This is a genomic window from Bacillus sp. ISL-41 (genome assembly GCF_018613235.1).
GTDB lineage: Bacteria > Bacillota > Bacilli > Bacillales > Cytobacillaceae > Mesobacillus.
The window spans coordinates 64,081-83,838 of sequence record NZ_JAGGQP010000032.1 but is presented as its reverse complement, the minus strand read 5'-3'; the positions used below and the strand labels follow the sequence as shown (position 1 = coordinate 83,838).

Sequence of the window (19,758 nt, the reverse complement as noted above, 5' to 3'; positions counted from 1 at the left end):
AATTACCTTTATCATATTATACAGCTTGATCCATAGCACTTTAACTGCACTTTTGCACCTCGGCTCCTATTCTAATATCGGCTTTATAATGACATTGCTTTAGGCTGGGAACCACAGAAACCTGATTTTATAAATCCCTGGTAAAGAGATCAGATCAGGTTATACACAATTCTGGCGTGCAGTTAAAGGATTTGGTGCCTCTTTGTTTGAAAAGTCTTGGTGTCAGGGCTAAAATGTATTCCGAAAGGACGGGACAGAAAATGAGTAAAAATCTTGACCAGCTAAGAAATCGTGTGGATGAATTGAATTTAGAGCTTCTATCATTAATTAATGAAAGAGCCCTGCTCGTCCAGGAAATTGGCCGTGCAAAAGAAACTCAGGGTGTGTACCGTTATGACCCTGTGCGAGAGAGAGAAATGCTTGATTTGATCAAAGAGCAAAATAACGGCCCTTTTGAAAATTCGACGATTGAACATATTTTCAAAGAAATTTTCAAGGCAGGACTGGAGCTTCAATCTGATGATCACCGCAAAGCACTTCTTGTTTCCAGGAAGAAAAAGCCGGAGGATACCATCATTGATATTAAGGGTTTAAAAATCGGCGATGGAACACCAGACTTTGTTTTTGGTCCTTGTTCAGTTGAGTCATATGAACAAGTGGCAACCGTGGCTGAAGCAGTCAAAGCGAAGGGCTTTAAAATGCTGCGCGGCGGGGCTTTCAAGCCTAGGACTTCACCTTATGACTTCCAGGGGCTAGGAGTGGAAGGTCTCAAGATTTTGAAGAGAGTCGCGGATGAATATGATCTTGCAGTCATTAGTGAAATCGTCACACCTGCCGATATCGAAATCGCTGTCGACTACCTTGACGTTATCCAGATCGGCGCCCGCAATATGCAGAACTTCGAGCTATTAAAGGCTGCAGGTGCAGTGAATAAACCTATATTATTAAAACGTGGACTGGCCGCGACCATTGAAGAATTCATCAATGCGGCTGAATATATCATGTCACAGGGCAATGGCCAGATCATCCTGTGTGAGCGCGGGATCCGGACGTACGAAAGAGCTACAAGGAATACACTTGATATCTCAGCAGTGCCAATTTTGAAAAAGGAAACACATTTGCCAGTCATGGTTGATGTTACCCACTCTACAGGCAGGAGAGACCTGCTGCTGCCAGCAGCCAAAGCAGCACTAGCAATCGGGGCAGATGGAGTGATGGCAGAAGTTCATCCAGATCCAGCAGTAGCGTTATCCGACAATGCCCAGCAGATGGATCTTAAGCAGTTTGATGAATTTTTAGAAGGATTGAAATCTACTCCGTTTGTAAGAGTATAAAAGTTCTTGAAACCTTCCTTTCATCAGGAAGGTTTTTTTATGGACAATTTCAGGGTAACTTATTAGAAACGGTCATTACATCCAAATTCAGCTGGATTAATCAGACAAACTGATAAAAATGCATTAATTTAAGCTGTTCAGATTGCGGGATTGATAAGGATGTCGTATGATTAATAACATAATTATGCTTGTACATATAATCACAAACTTAAAATATGATTATTGTGGCAATTTTTGCTGTAAACTAACTGAAAAGCGCCGTTTATTATCTGAAGGAGTGAAATAGATGAACATTACAATATATGATGTTGCACGGGAAGCGAACGTTTCAATGGCAACGGTTTCACGTGTTGTTAACGGAAACCCGAATGTAAAGCCGGCTACAAGGAAGAAAGTCATGGAGGTCATTGACCGACTTGGGTACCGCCCGAATGCCGTTGCAAGGGGACTGGCAAGCAAGAAGACGACGACTGTCGGCGTCATCATCCCTGATATAGCGAGCCCGTTTTTTGCTGAGCTGGCAAGGGGAATTGAAGATATCGCCACGATGTACAAATACAATATTATCTTGAGCAACTCTGACCAGAATATTGAAAAAGAATTGCATCTCTTAAACACAATGCTCGGCAAACAAGTAGACGGAATTGTTTTCATGGGCGGCAATATTAAGGCCGAGCATGTTGAGGAATTCAAGAAATCACCAGTTCCGATCGTCCTTGCAGGTTCAATTGAGGAAACAGGTGAAATTCCATCCGTCAATATTGATTACGAGCAGGCAACTTTTGATGCTGTATCTGCTTTTATTGAAAAAGGCCATAAAGAAATCGGATTCGTTATTGGTCCTCAAATTGAGCCAATCAATAAGGATAAGAAGCTCGAAGGATACAAGCGAGCATTAAAAGATGCAGGAATTGAGTATAACGAAGAGCTTGTTGTCGAAGGAGATTATACGTATGATTCAGGTCTCGAGGCAATTGAAAGAATCCTTGAGCTTAATCAGAAACCAACAGCAATCCTTGTCGGTTCGGATGAAATGGCGCTTGGCGTAGTTCATGGTGCATTTGACCGCGGCTACAGCGTTCCTGAAGATTTCGAAGTAATCAGTTCGGACAACACAAGATTGACTCTTATGGTACGTCCGCAGCTTACAACAATTGTCCAGCCTTTATATGATATCGGAGCAGTTGCCATGCGCTTACTGACGAAGTATATGAACAAAGAAAACGTAGATGAAAATATCGTCGTCCTTCCGCACCGGATCGAGAACAGGAAATCGACGAAATAATTTGGAAGCCGTTTGCAGTTTAATGCAAGCGGCTTTTTTATGTAATCAAAGAGAAAGATTTACAAAAATATGAGTTTGAAAAGAGAAATTGGCCGCTAAATTGAATATAACCAATAACAGCCATTTTTTCAGCACGAATATATTGTCTCAGGCACTTCCTACAATTAATTCGACCACATTTCTAATTAATTTGACCACTTTTTCGATTAATTCGACCAACTCCTTAAGTATTGCTCCGGAATACCATTTGCATGCTACCTGACATATTTACTTTAAATACACACAAAAAAACCGGGCCATTGAATCTCCCGGTTTCCCACTCTATACAGTTTCAGATTTTTTGTTTGACCTGATTGGATATAAGGCCTTCTCCACTGTCTGGGCATTTTTTTCCGTGATTTCCGGCTTTCGAGGAATTGGCGGATATAAATCTTCAGGATCGTCCCACTCCTTTGGCAATTCCACTGGTGCTGGATCCTTCCATTCCTCAATCCATTCCAGCGGCAAGCTGCCATAAGAGTTTGAGTTTTCAATCATTTCAAGCCAGATCAGTGACCAGGCTCTTGGCACAACGCGCCAAATATCATAGCCTCCGCCTCCTACAGCAACCCATTTGCCTCCGCAATATTTATGGGCGACTTCATGCGCAAGCTTGGGGATTTCCCGGTAAATTTTCATCGTAGCCGATAAATGAGTCAGAGGGTCAAGATAATGCGCATCTGCACCATTTTGGGTGAGAATGACATCCGGTTTAAAAAACTCGGCCACTTCCATCAGAGCATGTCTATATGCATCAAGCCAAGAGTCGTCTTCTGTGAAGGCATCGACAGGGATATTGAAAGAATATCCATAGCCCTTGCCCTGGCCGCGTTCATTCACATTTCCTGTACCCGGAAATAGATAGCGTCCCGTTTCATGGATCGACAGAGTGCATACATCAGGGTCATCGTAAAATGACCACTGCACACCATCTCCATGGTGGGCATCAGTATCGACATATAACACGCGGGCATTGTATTTTTTCTGCAGGTATTTTATCGCTACAGAACTGTCATTGTATATACAGAAGCCGGATGCTTTTCCACGGAAGCCATGATGAAGGCCGCCACCGAGATTCAGTGCGTGGCTGGCTTTGCCGGTCATGACATAATCCACTGCTGTCAGGGTGCCCCCAACAAGCAGAGCGCTCGCTTCATGCATATTTTCAAAAATCGGTGTGTCCTCCGTTCCCAGTCCATATCCTTCCGCGGATTCACCCTTAAGCTTTCCCTGGCCAGCAAGCTTAACAGCGTTTACAAAATTGGGGTCATGAACGAGGTGAAGTTCCTCATCCGTTGCCATCCGGGGCGCAACTATATGTTCATCATCAATTGCGCCCATTTTACGAAGCAAATCCAGCGTAAGCTTCAACCTGATCTGGTTGAAGGGATGGTGGCTGCTGAAGCGATAGTTCAGCAGCTCCTCTGAAAAGACGAATACAGAGCGATCGCTCATGATGAAACACCCGGCAGGTTTGGCCAGAGTACGTGATGTCCGGCCTTTTTTAAGTCCTCGATCACTGCGATTGGATTCATCGTCTGTATTCTTACAACGAGGATTTTATAACGTTCATCCTTTTGGTCAGGGTATACAAGCACGCTCTGAATATTGGCTTTCCTCATGCTGATAACAGATGCAATTTCACAAAGCATGCCCGCTTTGTTTGGTACTTTCACCTCAATTTGCGATCCTGGCTGATGGGCACCTGTAAGCTCAACAAGTGTATGGAGCAGGTCCGTTTCAGTGACGATACCTACCAGCTTTTTATCCTTGGTGATCGGCAGGCAGCTGATATTATGTTCATAAAAGATTGCGGAAATTTCCTCGACAAAATCGAGGGGATGTCCAGTGATCACATTAGTCGTCATAATCGATTTTACAGGATTGTCAAGTTCACCCTTATGCTCATCCCAATGAAAAACGGACGGAGCGGCATCCTTGATATCCCTGTCGGATACCAGGCCGATCACACCTTGGTCCTTATTCACGATTGGGATGTGACGGATTTTTTTATCTGCCATTAGCTTGATTGCATCCGCAATTGTATTTTCAGGAAAAAGTGTCGTGACATCCCTCTTCATAATTTCCTCGACGATCATGGTTCCTTCCTCCTTACATGATGAGGCTTCTTATTAATAATGACTGTTTTTCCATTGATTGTTGCTTTTCGTACATGAACTAAATCACTCTAAAAAGAGGTCTGGGCTCTTTTCGAGGAGACCCCTGGATAAAGATTGCTTAGTATGGTTGAGAAAGCAACAAAGTTTACGAAAAGAGCCTTAATCATCAATACATAAAACGGTTCATGAACCGCAGCTGGTCAAATTTCTGGATCGATTCGGGCCCAATTCTCTTGCCGATTCGTGCCATCAAACAGTTTGCTGGATGGGAGCTGATTTCCGGATCATCTGTCGCGTACCAGGTCAGCCCCCCGGCATTCATCATTTTTTCCATGACTTTGCGGTATTCCCAAACATTCAAGCCGGTTCCTTTCAGGTCCCAATGCCAGTAGTATTCTGTCGTGATAATAATATAATCTTCCATGGCGTCATCCATCATGGAAACCATCAGCAAATTCTTGCCGACTCGGCTGCCGCGGAATTCAGGAATGACCTCGATCGCACCCAGTTCTATTAAATCTTCCATTTTTCCTTCAGACCATCTTTCTAGCGGGTCAGGATAGAGATAAGTAACATAGCCGACAATCATATGTCCTGAGCGGGCTACAATAATCCGTCCCTCCGGCAGACCCGCAATCTCAACCAATGCCTTGTGCTGCTGGGCAGGGGGACGAAAAGCCACTAAATCTTCATGGAATTCATAGCTTGCAAGTTTTTCCGGAGAAATCGGGCCTTCAATGATCAAACGGCCATGAGGAGTTTTTAATTCTTTTGCGTTATAAGTCTTTTTATGTTCCATTCAGTCACCACCCGTTAACAATTCAAACGATAATTCTATTATACATAAAATCTAACAGATAAAAGCGCTTTCACAAAATTTTCTGTATTTAGTTTATGACTTTTCTTGCAGATATCTCACCTCTACAATAATGTTTTATATTCTATTAATATTTTAAAAATTGAGAAAATCGAATTTTTATACTATAATGGATTTTAAATATAAAGCCAAGGGGGATGGACACATGAAAGTGGAAGCGCTACCAGTAACGCAAGGGGATCATAACCTGAAAAATTATCAAGAGCTTCATGGCCAATTCGATTGGAGTGAAGCGGAGAAGGAGTTTTCCTGGTCTGATACAGGCAGGGTCAATATGGCTTATGAAGCAATCGACCGCCATGCTGAAGGATTCAGGAAAAACAAAATTGCGCTTTATTATCAGGATGGGGTGCGTAAAGAAAAATATACTTTTAAAGAGATGAAAGAGCTTTCCAATAAAGCTGGCAATGTCTTTAAAACTTATGGTGATGTAGAAAAAGGCGACCGCGTGTTTATCTTCATGCCTCGTTCTCCAGAACTGTATTTCGCAGTTCTCGGGGCGGTCAAGCTAGGCGCGATTGTTGGCCCGCTTTTCGAAGCGTTCATGGAAGGTGCTGTCCGTGACAGACTTCAGGACAGCGGGGCAAAGGTATTGGTAACGACACCTGAGCTGCTTGAGCGTGTTCCTGTTGATGAACTTCCTGACTTAAAGCACATTCTTCTTGTCGGCGATAATATTGAGGAGAACGACAAGTACGTTGATTTCAAACAAAAGCTGTCAGAAGCCAGCAAAAAGCTTGATATCGAGTGGGTTGACCGCACGGATGGCCTGATTTTACATTATACTTCCGGTTCTACTGGAAAACCTAAAGGCGTACTACATGTACATAATGCGATGATCCAGCATTATCAGACTGCCAAGTGGGTACTTGACCTTAAAGAAGAAGATGTCTACTGGTGCACAGCGGATCCAGGCTGGGTAACAGGAACATCGTACGGAATCTTCGGTCCATGGCTTGCAGGAACGTCTAATGTCATTATTGGCGGCCGTTTCAATCCAGAGACATGGTATAAGATGATTGAAGAGTACGGAGTGACAGTCTGGTATAGTGCCCCTACAGCTTTCAGGATGCTGATGGGTGCGGGAGATGAGGTTGTAAAGAAGTTTGACCTTGGATCCCTTCGCCATATCCTGAGTGTCGGCGAACCGTTGAACCCTGAGGTAGTAAGATGGGGAATGAAGGTGTTCAACCTGCGCATCCATGATACATGGTGGATGACGGAGACAGGGGCACAATTGATCTGTAACTATCCAAGCATGGAAATCAAGCCTGGATCAATGGGTAAACCAATCCCAGGCGTAAAAGCCGCGATTGTCGATGATCAGGGCAATGAATTGCCGCCATACAGAATGGGAAATTTGGCGATCAAAAAGGGCTGGCCATCGATGATGCATACGATTTGGAACAATCCTCAGAAATATGAGTCTTACTTCATGCCTGGTGACTGGTATGTCTCAGGTGACTCAGCGTATATGGATGAAGATGGCTACTTCTGGTTCCAGGGACGAATTGATGATGTCATCATGACTTCCGGTGAGCGTGTCGGACCATTTGAGGTAGAAAGCAAGCTGGTTGAACACCCTGCAGTTGCTGAAGCTGGAGTCATTGGCAAGCCAGACCCTGTCCGCGGTGAAATCATCAAGGCGTTCATCGCATTACGTGACGGTTATGAACAGTCGGACGAATTGATTGAAGAGATTCGCCAATTCGTTAAAAAAGGCCTGGCTGCACATGCTGCTCCACGTGAAATTGAATTCCGCGACAAGCTTCCTAAGACACGAAGCGGTAAAATTATGCGCCGTGTATTGAAAGCCTGGGAGCTTGATCTCCCAACTGGCGATCTGTCCACAATGGAAGACTAATAGAATCGTACTAAAGAGCGTGAAGCTGGGCTTCACGCTCTTTTATATTTACAGAAAAAAGAAACACCGCATCCAACAAGATGCGGTGTTTCTGCTTATATTCAAGTGCTAGTTTCCGTTACCATTTCCGTTACCATTTCCGTTACCATTTCCATCACCATCTCCGTCACCGTCACCGTCTCCATCTCCTGGAGGAGGTGGTGGCTTAGGTGGATCTTTCGGTTTAGGGTCGGTTGGTGGCGGATCTTTTGGTTTTGGATCATCCGGAGGATCCTTAGGCTCTGGCTTTTGTCCGATTTCAATGATATTGGATGGAGCGGATTCTTTTCCGGCGATATCGACTGCCGTAACATAGAATGAACCGTCCCCTGCATTGAAAGCAAGTTCAGCTCCTGCCTTGATGCTGCCGACCTTTTTCTTGTTGTTATAGATCCGGTAGCCGACAATATCATTTTCTGGGTGCTTGCCCCATGTGATCGTTTTTCCAGACAGCTTGATACCCAAAGCTGCTGGCGTCTTTCCGTTTTCACTCAGCTTATCATCCGCAACAAGGATTTTATTCCAGGCATCATTTTTAGGAATGAGCTGCTGCGGATCTCTGATTTTATGGCCGATGATGCTTTCCATATACTCTGGATTCAATATTACTCCAGTATCCGTGAATTCAGCCGGAGTTGAATCAAGTGCTATATAGCGCTTATCGCCAACGGTAACGAATTTGTTTTCTACCAGGCTGTCATCTACCTTTGTTGGTGCGTATTTCGCGATAAAGTAATCCGATTCAACAAGTCCTGCTTTGGAGCAAGCGCTTGAAGGCAGCAAGCCGGATACTGCACAATAAGATCTCTTGACGATTCCGCCAGGCATCTTGAAGCGTTCTTCAGGATCGACTAGCTGAGGAGCGACATCATAAGCATCATTCATTAGGTCAGCCCAGATATATTGGGTCCGGACTCCATAAGATAGCCCTTTGTAACTTCTCTCTAGTGATTTGTTATGATCATAACCGAGCCATACCCCGAAGGAAACATTAGGGTTGGTGGCTACAAACCATGAATCATAATAATCATGACCTGTACCTGTTTTTCCAGCCCAGTCAGAGCCAAATTTCAGCCTGCCTTTTAAAGCAGTAGCCGTTCCTCGGTTGATAACATCACGCATCATATCGATAGTCAAATATGAAGCTTGAGGACTAAATACATCTACAGGCTCGGCTTTATGCTGGAAGATGACATTTCCATTTTTGTCGACGATTTTGTCGATCAAATAGGCATCAACGAATTTACCCATATTGCCAAAAGTTGCGAAGGCATTGGTATTTTCCTCAACAGTTACACCGCCATCTATTGATCCAATAGCCGGTGCAAGTATTTCATAGTCAGTTTTGACAAGGGAAGAGAACCCCATCTTATCTAAATAAGTAGCAGGCCTTTGTCCCAATACGTTTTTGTATGCTAAAACAGCTGGAACGTTATAAGACTTGGTTAACGCATGCCTAACTGAGGTTAAGCCCCTGTACTGTTTATCATAGTTAGTAGGCCAAGGTGATCCAGGTTTTGCTGGGTTTAAACGAACCTCTACGTCAGGCAAGACCGAACCTGGGTGCAATTTCCCCATGTCGATCGCTGGTGCATAGGCTAGTAATGGTTTCATTGTGGAACCATTCTGTCTTGGTGAATCTGTTGCGTGATTTCTTTGCTGTATGTCAAAATCACGTCCGCCAACAAAACTGATTATCTTACCAGTCTTGTTTTCTATCAGCACAGCACCTACTTCAACCTGTTCATCAATGACAATCGTTTTGTTTGGATCATCTGGATCAGGAACTTCCTGTGGTTTATTTCTTCCATAATATGGGTACTTATTTGCTGTTTCCTGGTGTTTTTCATAAATCTCTTTATTGATGGTCGTATAAATCTTATAGCCATTCTGGCGGATGTCACGGTCCGCAAGCGTGTGATACTCAGCCATCAATTTCTCATCTTTTTTCAGATCTTCAGGTTCATAGCCATCACGCTGAGCAAGAATCTCTGCTAAAATCTTTACGGATCGTTTCTCGATTTCGAAAGTCAGGAACGGATATTGCTCAACCGTATTATCACTTGGAACTTCTTTTACAAAGTCCTTGGTAATATCGTAGTTGATCGCATCCTTGAACTCTTCATCTGAAATGAAACCAGCTCCATGCATCCTTGTGATAACTGTCTTGTATCTGGACAGGCCGGGCTCAAGACCGGCAGGATCCTTCAGCTTGCCGCGATCGCTGCTGAATGGCGTATAGCCGAACGGGCTTTGCGGAAGTCCTGCGATAAATGCAGCCTGCGGCAATGTAAGATCTTTCGCTTTTTTTCCGAAAATACCTTTTGCTGCGGCCTGGACACCGGCAATGTTGCTGCCGTTTGCGTTACGTCCGAAGGTAGCGACATTTAAGTAGGCTTCAAGAATTTCCTTTTTATCAAAGAATTTTTCGAGACGAAGGGCGAGCAGGATTTCTTTCGCTTTACGCTCGAAGGAAATTTCATTGGTCAAGATCTGGTTCTTGATGAGCTGCTGTGTCAGTGTACTTCCCCCTGAGGATGTTGCTGAATTTGTGACCTCCTGGAAAAGTGCACGCATGATTGCTTTTGGAACGACGCCGTCATGCTCATAAAAGTACTCATCTTCGGTTGCGACTACTGCATTTATCAAATGCTTCGACATATCGTCAAGCTTTACTTCCTCACGGTAAAGGTCCGTTCGGAGCTTGCCAAGATAAACATCGTTATCAAAATATAAATCCGAGGTTTCTTCATAGTTGTATATATCTTTCCTCATATTTTCATAAGGTCGGATTTGTTCATCTTTGACAAGGGATGCGAAGTACCCGGCACCTGTGCCTGCGGCGAAGCCACCGCCGAGAACTAATACAATGATCAATAACAACAGCATGTTCCAGACAACCGAATAAGTAATCCGGGCTCCTTTTACGGTCTTTTTATTCGTAAAAAAAGCACCAAAGGATTTAAGCTTCTCTTTCCAAGCCTGTTTTCCTTCATGCATTCATATCATTCCCCCTAAAATCACATACATTATAGCATAAACAGGCTGTCGAATAGTTGCTAATGTTAATTTTTCTGAAAATTAATGTCGAATTTGACAACAAGTATCGCTTTATGGTAAAAATGCTTTATTAACTTTATAGCAAAAAGCTGTGAAGGGAATGAGTAGTGCTTCTGTCACTGTTCCAGAAAGCCGGCGGCTGCTGTGAGCCGGTACAAACAGAAGGATGAATTACCTCCCTGAGCGCCGCAGTGAACTTAAGTCACATAGTAGCCGCGGACGGTTTAACCGTTATTTTATTGAGTGGAAGACATTTTTTTATTTTGTTTTCAAGCCGGGTGGTACCGCGCATACAGCGCCCCTGCATTTATTGCAGGGGCGTTTTTTATTTTTGACATAAGAAAGGGTAAATCTCACTTTGAGAAATGTCCAGCTTCAGCGCCTAGCCCCTCGAGTCGCTTCGGTCCGCCCAATGAAGTCAAAGAACGACTTCACTGGTCGGTCCTCCAGCGCTTGTCGGGGCTGAGCATGGCGCTTGCGCTTTTCTTATTGGCTCAATCCGGTTGCGAAATATATTTTTGAATGGAGGAAGAAGAAATGGAATTACTAAAAGATCTCGAATGGCGCGGGATTATTTACCAGCAGACAGATGAAGAGGGAATGAAGGATTTGCTTTCAAAGGAGAAAATCTCTCTTTACTGTGGTGTCGATCCAACCGCGGACAGCATGCATATCGGACACCTTCTTCCGTTCCTGACGCTGCGCCGTTTTCAGAATGCAGGGCATCGTCCGATTGTTCTTGTCGGAGGAGCAACCGGCTTGATTGGCGATCCAAGCGGCAAGAGTGAGGAGCGTAAACTGCAGACACTTGAGCAAGTTCAACTCAATGTGGAAGGAATCCAAAAGCAGCTCGGGAAGATTTTTGACGTTGAAGGCGAAAATGGAGCGATAATGGTCAACAACTACGATTGGGCCGGTTCCATGGATGTCGTTACATTCCTGCGTGACTTTGGAAAACATGTTGGCGTGAATTACATGCTGGCCAAGGATACAATCGCTTCAAGACTTGAAACAGGTATTTCTTTTACAGAATTCACTTACACGATTCTGCAAGCGATGGACTTCTTCCATTTATACGAAAAGCACGACTGCAAGCTCCAGATAGGCGGAAGCGATCAGTGGGGCAATATTACGACTGGTCTTGAGTTAATCCGCAAAATGTCTGATGAAGGATCCAAGGCTTTCGGTCTGACAATCCCGCTGGTAACAAAGGCAGACGGAACAAAATTCGGAAAGTCAGAAAGCGGCGCTGTATGGCTTGATCCGGAAAAAACGTCACCATACGAGTTTTACCAGTTCTGGATTAACACAGCTGATGCTGATGTAGTTAAATACTTGAAATTCTTCACTTTCCTAGAAAAAGAAGAAATCGAAGCTTTGGAAAAGGCGGTTGAGGAAGAGCCGCATCTTCGCAAGGCACAAAAAGCCCTTGCTGAAGAAATGACACGAATGATCCACGGCGAAGAATCTTTACAGCAGGCAATCAGGATCTCAGCGGCACTTTTCAGCGGCGATATCAAAAACCTGAGCGCTGACGAAATCAAGCAAGGCTTCAAGGACGTTCCTTCTTTTACAGTAGAAGGGGAAGAAGAACAAGGTCTAGTCGACTTGCTCGTTGCAGCAAAAATTTCGCCATCCAAGCGTCAGGCGCGTGAAGATGTTTCGAACGGTGCAGTCTCCCTGAATGGCGAACGCGTAACCGACACTGCATATGTCCTTAGTGATGCAGACAAGATCGAAGGACAGTTCACAATCGTCCGTCGCGGCAAAAAGAAGTACTTTATGATTAAGTACTAGAGTTTGTTGCTTCATCAGGATAACAGCTCATATAGATGAAGAAAACAGCCATCCTGGACCAGGAGGCTGTTTCTTTAGGCTCTGTTAAACCTGGCTGTTAATTTTCGTTCCAGGCGCTTCGCTTTCCGCGGGGAAGAATTATGAAAAAGCCCTACTGCCGGCTTTTTCAAAGATCAAATTCTTCCTTGCAGTCGGGGAGCCTCCTCGGCGCTTTAAGCGCCTGCGGGGTCTCCCCATGACTTTCTCATCCCGCAGGACATTGAATACACTTCCTCGAACCCGCCCACGCACGATGAAAATTAGTTAGCATTTTCGGAGGAGTCTACGCGCCTTCCACTACAATCAACAGGGGCTTTAAAACATCATTGGGCTTTAACAGAGCCTATGATAAAGAGATCTGTTTTTAGCTTTATCAATCATATATTTTCGAATATATCAGTGTTTGTTTTAAATATATCGACCACATTTTCGAATATATCAGCGGATATTCAAATATATCGACCACATTTCCAATTATATCGACCAACTTGAAAAATCAGCGGGCGTTTGAAGAAAGTCCGGATGGTGAGGAAGAAAACAAACAAGAACCCCAGCCAAATTGGCTGGGGTTCTTTAAGCACTCTATTAACGAGAGTAGAATTCAACGATAAGAGCTTCGTTGATTTCAGCTGGAAGTTCAGAACGCTCAGGCATGCGAGTGAAAGTTCCTTCTAGCTTGTCTGCATCGAAAGTCAAGAAGTCAGGTACGAAGTTGTTTACTTCGATTGCTTCTTTAACTACATCAAGGTTGCGAGACTTTTCACGAAGTGTGATTGTCTGGCCAGGAGCTACGCGGTAAGATGGGATATCTACGCGTGCGCCATCAACCATAATGTGGCCGTGGTTTACTAACTGGCGAGCTGCACGACGAGTGCGAGCAAGACCAAGACGGTAAACAACGTTATCAAGGCGTGCTTCAAGAAGAATCATGAAGTTTTCGCCGTGCTTACCAGGCATTTTGCCTGCTTTGTCGAACAAGTTACGGAACTGGCGCTCAGTAACTCCGTACATGTGGCGAAGCTTTTGCTTCTCTTGAAGTTGCAATCCGTATTCGGAAAGCTTTTTACGCTGGTTAGGACCATGAGGACCTGGTGCGTAAGGGCGTTTTTCTAATTCTTTACCTGTACCGCTTAGTGAAATTCCAAGACGGCGGGATAGTTTCCAGCTTGGGCCGGTATAACGAGCCATGAATGACTCCTCCTTAGTTTTTATTTTGTAAAATAAAAACAGATTGTGATTAAACATTTATGGGTATTTTGTTTTCATGTACCTTCGCCCTAGCAGCAGCGGGTTACGAGATACACCATCAAACCATGTTTGAGGAACAAAATACATACATAATGTAGACCACATAGGCTGCGATATTTTACACAAAGAGTATTATATAATTTTTTCTGTAAAGAAGTCAAGGGTATAATGAAATTAAAGCCGCTTTTATCTATCGTTCTTCTTTAAAAAGTTTGTCTTTTATATCATACTATTTTACTAGGTCTATGGTATAATGAGTAGTAATTGTTTTATTTTTCAAATATTTGGATATTACCTTGCCGCGTGATGAATCATTTTAGTTTATTCAGGCTGCTGCCTGTCAAAACAGCTACTTATAAATCGCTGTTAAGTGATTTTAAATCAGGTGATATATATGGAAGAATTATTAGAACGGGAAATTATATTAGAACTGAAAAGCAAATTTTTCGATTTGATCAGCACTGGCAGATTATCTTTTTCTTCCTCAGAGGTTCTCTCGCAAATGACGGCTATTTTAAAAGAACTCCTGCAAGCCGATGTGGTCGACTTTTACAGCTGCCAGGAATGGAAGCAAGGGATGTTCCTGGAAGCTACAACCCGTCTATCGACTAATGACGGTGTGTTGGAGACTTTTCCTCATTGTCTGGTGAATGAACTGGCAGCTAAACCTTATCCCTTCATTAAATATCCAGAATCCATGCCTCAGCATGAACTGTTGCTGGTTTTGAAAGCGAATGAAAAACCAAAGGGCCTGTTTGGCTTCCAAATGGACAGCGACTTTCTAAACCGATTATCAGACCGTTTTTTCAATAAGCTATCATATGAATGCAGTGTGTTCATTGAGAGAGTGCGAAACCTGGCGGAAACAATGGAGGAAGAAAAAAGGTATAAGCAATTATTCAGGGTTACGAAGAAATTCCATTCAACGATGGACATGGATGCCGTTCTCGGTGAAATCATTTCCACATTAAAGGAAGTATATCCTTCTTTCACCTATTACCTTTTGTTGTCCCATGATCATAAGGGATATGGAGGCTTACCGGTCAGAGACCTTGAATACGATAGCGATAACCTGACGGCGATGCAGTCATATGTAAGCGGACAGATCCAGTTCGAGGACTCAGTCTTAGAAAAAAATTCAATCATGTACGCCCCTTTGAAAGGAAAACAGGGTGTTTACGGTGTCTTGCAGGTCATAGCCCCAAACTCACTGGTTTTCCCGCAAAATGAAGTAGAGTTCATCAAGCTTCTCGCCAATACTGCCGGGAGTGCGCTGGAAAATGCCAAGCTTTATGAGCAATCCAGGAAATTGATTGCCGATTTGCAGTTGATCAATGAAACTTCACATCAGTTGAATACAAGCTTGCGCCTGACAGATACCATGAAATTTATCTGCGGGCAAATCATCAAGTCCTTTAATGCCCAGGAAGTCGGTTTCATTATGCTTGACGATGAACATGATGATTACTCCGTCCTCCAGGGCAGCACAAGCTTTTTCTTTTCAAAGGATGCTTCCAACTATATATTGAGCGTTGCCCATCGAATTCGGCAGGATATGGAGCCATTGTTCCTGGGAGATATCTCTTCAGATCGTGAGGACGCTCCCTTGCATTTCCACTCGGTAATGGGTGTTCCGATGATCCAGAGCGGTGAATTAAAAGGATTTGCGCTTGTCATGCATGAGGAGCCTTACCACTTTGCGTTTGATACATTCAAGCTGCTCCAGTCTCTTATTCACCATTCAACTTTGGCTTTCACCAATTCGATGCTTCGAGAAGAGCTGGAGAAAATGGTTGTGACGGATCATTTGACGAAGCTATATTCTCGAGGATATTTGGATGAAAAAATGAACCTTTCCATGCTTGAAGATCAACAGGGAACCTTTATTTTGATTGATGTCGATAATTTTAAAAGCGTTAATGATCAATATGGCCACCAGGTTGGAGACGAAGTACTCATCCAACTGGCTCGCCAGATTGCCAAAAATATCCGCGGAACAGACATAGGTGCAAGATGGGGCGGCGAGGAGCTGGCGATTTATTTGCCAGGTGCCCCTCTCGAGACTGGTGTCAAAATTGCGAATAGGCTGGTAGATAAAGTTGAAAAAAATACGAACCCGAATGTCACTGTTTCATGCGGTGTCTCCACATGGATCAGGGGACAGGAGGACACGACCAAGACAGTGTTCAAAAGGGCCGACCAGGCTTTATATCTAGCAAAGGGATCAGGTAAAAATAAAGTAGTCGTTCAGAATGAAGAACAATCTTTCTTTAGTGATAATGTATAACTTTCACTTTGAGAATTGTCCAGCTCCAGCGCCTAGCCCCTCGAGACGCTTCGGTCCTGTCAATGAAGTCAATGAACGACTTCAATATCAGGCCCTCCAGCGCTTGTCGGGGCTGACCAAGGCACTTACGCTTTTCTTGCCAGCACTCAGGAATGAGTGCTTTTTTCGTTTAATAAACCACAGGACTTTTTGTCGAGGTGTGAGAGAAATTACTTTCAATAAAGGGGTAAATGTCATATCCTGATTATGGGGGTAAATTGTAAGCGGTTACAGAACAAATAGGAGGAATCATAATGGGAGAGAAAAGATTCGAAACAGAAGTAATCCATTCCGGATATAGATCGGACGAATTCAGGGGAAGCCTTGCGCCTCCATTATTTCAGACTAGTACGTTCACTTTCGATACTGCTGAACAGGGAGAAAGGCGCTTTGCCGGGGAAGAGGAAGGGTTCATCTATTCACGTCTTGGAAACCCTACGGTTGCGATGCTTGAAGAAAGGATGGCGACGATTGAAAAAGGGGAGAAAGCCCTTGCGTTCGCTTCAGGGATGGCTGCTGTCTCTGCGATACTGGTAGCACTGACACGCACAGGTGACCATATCCTCTGCTCACAGGGAGTGTATGGGTGTACGTTTGGACTTCTGCAGCTCATGAAAGAAAAATATGAGATCAACCATGATTTTTCAATGATGTCGACGAGAGAAGAAGTATTGGCTGCCATTACCCCAGAGACAAGAGTCATCTATATCGAGACGCCGATTAATCCAACAATGAGACTCGTTGACCTGGAGATGGTCGCGGATGTCGCTAGGGAAAAAGGAATTCCGGTAGTTGTTGATAACACATTCAGCTCACCTTATCTTCAAAATCCGATCGAGCTTGGCTGTGATTTCGTCATCCACAGTGCAACGAAGTACATTTGCGGACATGGTGATGTCATAGCGGGTGTAGCGGTCGGCCCTAAGGAAATTATGTCTAAAATCGCCATGACAACGCAAAAGGACATTGGCGGCGTAATCTCGCCATTTGATGCATGGTTATTGCTTCGCGGGTTGAAAACACTGCCTGTCAGGATGGACCGCCATTGTGACAATGCCGAAAAATTGGCAGAGTATCTTTCTGCTCATCCCGCAGTAGAAGAAGTCATTTTCCCAGGGGACCCTAAGCATCCTGATTATGCCATTGCGAAAAAACAAATGCGCAAGCCAGGCGGCCTTATTTCCTTCAATATAAAGGGAGGCCAAAAGGAAGCTCAGGCATTCATCAACAAGTTAAAGCTGATTAAAATAGCGGTTAGCCTTGGAGATGCAGAAACATTGATTCAGCACCCGGCGACAATGACTCATGCCGTAGTGCCAAAAGAAGCTAGAGAAAAAATGGGCATCAAAGAAAATATGCTCAGGCTTTCAGTCGGACTCGAAGCATGGCAGGATATCAGAGATGACCTTGAAGCAGCATTCGAAGCTGTCAGGAAAGAAAGTACGATGGAGACTGGATCGATTTAAGAGTTTCATTACAAAAACCCTCCCGTGAATGGGAGGGTTTTTCAATATCAGCTTATATACTGCACCAGCATGTCAACGAATTCTTCGAGTTTTTTCTGGTCCAACTCATCAAAGCGATTTTTTTCCGGTGAATCAATATCAAGAACACCGATGACATGACCGTCTTTGACCATCGGAACGACGATTTCAGATTGTGACGCGGCATCACATGCGATGTGGCCCGGGAAGGCATGGACATCTTCAATTCTTAATGTTTCCTGCCTGGAAGCGGCAGTGCCGCAAACTCCTTTGCCGAGCCGGATTCTTACACAGGCTGGAAGGCCCTGGAATGGTCCGAGGACAAGCTCTCCATCCTCCATCAGATAAAAGCCGACCCAGTTGACGCGATCGAGAAATTGGTTCAATAAAGCTGATGCGTTGCTGAAATTCGCGATCGCATTCTTTTCATCCTCCACCAAGGCTTTGAGCTGCTTTATCAATAAATCATAATTTTTTTCACGGCTGTCGCTGTATGTTTCGACTTTAAACACAGTTTTTCCCCCTCATTCTTGAAGTTTTAATCTACATTGTATCAAAAATCGGCGAAACAATGGAGACTTTGTCGAGCTTTTTATAAAGGAAATTTAAATGATTTCCAGAAAGGTAAACAGTAAGGTTAATTGCGGAAAGTGAGGGGCGGAGCAATGAGAAAAAATTCAAAAGCTGCGATTATTGATGCGGCCATCTACTTATTCAATACGAAGGGGTTCAATGGGACATCAGTAAGGGATATTGCAGCAAAGGCAGACGTAAATGCAGCGAATATCTCATACTACTTCCGGAATAAAAATGGACTCCTCGAAAATTGTTTTACCGTTTTTTTCGAAAGCTATATGGAAGAATTGGAGAAGGGCTTTTCATTGCTGGAATACGGGGCGGAAATATGCCTGAACGCAATGGTTGACAATATATTGAGATACCAATGCCAGAACATCCAATTGACAAGGTTCATTTTAAGAGAAATGACGATCGATTCTCAGGTTGTCAGGGAGATTATGTCCACCTATCATGTAAAAGAACGCTATATGTTTAAAAAGGTGCTTGAGGCTGGGATGGAGAATGGAGAATTCAAAAAGCATTCCATCCAGTACAGCATTTTACAGTTAAAAGGTCTGCTGTCGATGCCATTTCTGAACACCCATTATGTGACAGAGGTTCTGCATGTGCAGCCTCATGAAAAATACTTTGCTGACAAGTACAGCCATGAGATCTCACAGTGGATTAAGGGAACCCTTGGTACAGGCCATCAAGTGAATGAAAAAATGTTGATTAATATATAGGAAACCGGTCAAACTGCCGGTTTCCTTATTTTTGTTTTAGAAGCATTCTGTCAAGCCCCTGTCCCAATTCCTTCGCCTGGTGGGCATCAGAGCCGTACACAAGTCTGATCCCAAGCTTTTTGGCTTCGCTGACTACCCAATCTGGCGGATATGGCTCACGGCATAAAGGCTTTGCGGTACCCGCCCCGTTATAATCCAGTTCATAGCCATGCTTCGAAACGGTCTCCAGTATTTCAATGATTTCATCAGTACATTCCTGTACAATTGGATATTTTAAGCGGAATTTATTCGCAAGGGTAATATGCCCGATACGTTTAGGCTTATAAGGCCCGAGATCAGCATGAATGGATTTTAAGACGGTCTGATAGTAGTGTCGATGGATCATTTCAGCAGAACCGTATTCTTTAACCATCTTCCCGAAGTTGTCAGGGCTGTAATCAAGACAATCATATTCACCGGCAGGATTTTTCAAAAAATGCACCGATAGAACGGCATCGTCTAGCCGCGCTCCGAATTCATTGAGGAAATTGGCCGTTTTAACCTCGTATCCTTCGATAAAATCAATCTCGAAACCAGTATTGATATTTATTCTTCCGTGGTATCTTCTCTTTGCTTCTTCGATACTTTGAAAATATGGTTCCAAATCTTCGTAACGCATTGCGCTGTCCTGCAATGGTGTAGGATCTGTGAATCCTTCTGGTAATGGGGCATGCTCGGCAAAGGTGATTTCCTTGCAGCCAAGCTCAAGTGCCCTTTGGACGTAGTCATCTAACGAATCTTTTGTGCCATGCGGGCAAAAAGATGTGTGGACGTGGCCATCCTTCATGATTCCCGACCTCCTAAAGTAATATTTAAGGCGAAATTTCAAGTTAAATCGGCTTATTTCGGATAATTTCAACAAAAAATATGAATTTAATAGTCAAAAAATGTCGTTTACATGGTAAT

14 protein-coding genes and 1 other annotated feature are annotated in these 19,758 nt (G+C 43.8%); of the genes, 7 read left to right on the top strand and 7 right to left on the bottom strand.

Annotated features, from left to right (window positions below; genetic code table 11):
* The first annotated feature begins 260 nt into the window (after nucleotides 1–260).
* Nucleotides 261–1,334 carry a bifunctional 3-deoxy-7-phosphoheptulonate synthase/chorismate mutase gene (locus J7I80_RS17290; RefSeq protein ID WP_214739813.1) on the top strand — a complete coding sequence of 358 codons (1,074 nt, stop codon included), beginning with the start codon at nucleotides 261–263 and terminating at the stop codon, nucleotides 1,332–1,334.
* A gap of 286 nt (nucleotides 1,335–1,620) precedes the next feature.
* Nucleotides 1,621–2,619 carry a catabolite control protein A gene (gene ccpA / locus J7I80_RS17285; RefSeq protein WP_214739811.1) on the top strand — a complete coding sequence of 333 codons (999 nt, stop codon included), beginning with the start codon at nucleotides 1,621–1,623 and terminating at the stop codon, nucleotides 2,617–2,619.
* 321 nt (nucleotides 2,620–2,940) lie between these two features.
* Here the strand turns inward: ccpA and J7I80_RS17280 are convergent, their stop codons facing one another.
* From J7I80_RS17280 to J7I80_RS17270, 3 genes are all read right to left on the bottom strand, one after another.
* The gene (locus tag J7I80_RS17280; protein ID WP_214739809.1) at nucleotides 2,941–4,113 is read right to left on the bottom strand and encodes an acetoin utilization protein AcuC; all 1,173 of its coding nucleotides are present in this window, start codon (nucleotides 4,111–4,113) and stop codon (nucleotides 2,941–2,943) included.
* Entirely contained in the window at nucleotides 4,110–4,757 is a 648-nt protein-coding gene (locus tag J7I80_RS17275) for an acetoin utilization AcuB family protein (protein WP_192472525.1), read from the bottom strand. The genes J7I80_RS17280 and J7I80_RS17275 overlap by 4 nt, the downstream gene beginning before the upstream one ends.
* A 187-nt stretch (nucleotides 4,758–4,944) precedes the next feature.
* Nucleotides 4,945–5,577 carry a GNAT family N-acetyltransferase gene (locus J7I80_RS17270; RefSeq protein ID WP_192472526.1) on the bottom strand — a complete coding sequence of 211 codons (633 nt, stop codon included), beginning with the start codon at nucleotides 5,575–5,577 and terminating at the stop codon, nucleotides 4,945–4,947.
* A gap of 223 nt (nucleotides 5,578–5,800) precedes the next feature.
* Here J7I80_RS17270 and acsA point away from each other — a divergent pair, with 223 nt between their 5' ends.
* Nucleotides 5,801–7,519, top strand: a complete 1,719-nt coding sequence (gene acsA / locus J7I80_RS17265) for an acetate--CoA ligase (protein WP_214739808.1) — start codon at nucleotides 5,801–5,803, stop codon at nucleotides 7,517–7,519.
* Between the two features lie 108 nt (nucleotides 7,520–7,627).
* Here the strand turns inward: acsA and J7I80_RS17260 are convergent, their stop codons facing one another.
* Nucleotides 7,628–10,558, bottom strand: coding sequence for a transglycosylase domain-containing protein (locus J7I80_RS17260; RefSeq protein WP_214739806.1), 2,931 nt, complete (start codon nucleotides 10,556–10,558; stop codon nucleotides 7,628–7,630).
* Nucleotides 10,559–10,700: 142 nt separating this feature from the next.
* Nucleotides 10,701–10,924, top strand: a binding site (T-box leader).
* Nucleotides 10,925–11,155: 231 nt separating this feature from the next.
* Between J7I80_RS17260 and tyrS the strand changes: the two genes are divergently transcribed.
* Complete coding sequence (tyrS, locus tag J7I80_RS17255; RefSeq protein WP_214739804.1) at nucleotides 11,156–12,415, top strand: tyrosine--tRNA ligase; 1,260 nt, start codon at nucleotides 11,156–11,158, stop codon at nucleotides 12,413–12,415.
* A gap of 624 nt (nucleotides 12,416–13,039) precedes the next feature.
* Here the strand turns inward: tyrS and rpsD are convergent.
* Complete coding sequence (gene rpsD, locus J7I80_RS17250; RefSeq protein WP_079510073.1) at nucleotides 13,040–13,642, bottom strand: 30S ribosomal protein S4; 603 nt, start codon at nucleotides 13,640–13,642, stop codon at nucleotides 13,040–13,042.
* A gap of 454 nt (nucleotides 13,643–14,096) precedes the next feature.
* Here rpsD and J7I80_RS17245 point away from each other — a divergent pair, with 454 nt between their 5' ends.
* Complete coding sequence (locus J7I80_RS17245; protein WP_214739802.1) at nucleotides 14,097–15,989, top strand: sensor domain-containing diguanylate cyclase; 1,893 nt, start codon at nucleotides 14,097–14,099, stop codon at nucleotides 15,987–15,989.
* 293 nt (nucleotides 15,990–16,282) lie between these two features.
* Entirely contained in the window at nucleotides 16,283–17,494 is a 1,212-nt protein-coding gene (gene megL / locus J7I80_RS17240; protein ID WP_214739800.1) for a methionine gamma-lyase, read from the top strand.
* A gap of 47 nt (nucleotides 17,495–17,541) precedes the next feature.
* On the opposite strand, the gene J7I80_RS17235 is transcribed toward megL, so the two are convergent.
* On the bottom strand, nucleotides 17,542–18,024 hold the full coding sequence (locus J7I80_RS17235; RefSeq protein ID WP_214739798.1) for a GAF domain-containing protein: 483 nt from the start codon (nucleotides 18,022–18,024) through the stop codon (nucleotides 17,542–17,544).
* Between the two features lie 153 nt (nucleotides 18,025–18,177).
* Here J7I80_RS17235 and refZ point away from each other — a divergent pair, with 153 nt between their 5' ends.
* A complete protein-coding gene (gene refZ / locus J7I80_RS17230; RefSeq protein WP_214739796.1) occupies nucleotides 18,178–18,813 on the top strand; it encodes a forespore capture DNA-binding protein RefZ in 636 nt (211 codons plus the stop codon).
* A gap of 25 nt (nucleotides 18,814–18,838) precedes the next feature.
* Here refZ and hisJ read toward each other — a convergent pair whose 3' ends face one another.
* Nucleotides 18,839–19,639 carry a histidinol-phosphatase HisJ gene (gene hisJ, locus J7I80_RS17225; RefSeq protein WP_214739795.1) on the bottom strand — a complete coding sequence of 267 codons (801 nt, stop codon included), beginning with the start codon at nucleotides 19,637–19,639 and terminating at the stop codon, nucleotides 18,839–18,841.
* Nucleotides 19,640–19,758 lie beyond the last annotated feature (119 nt).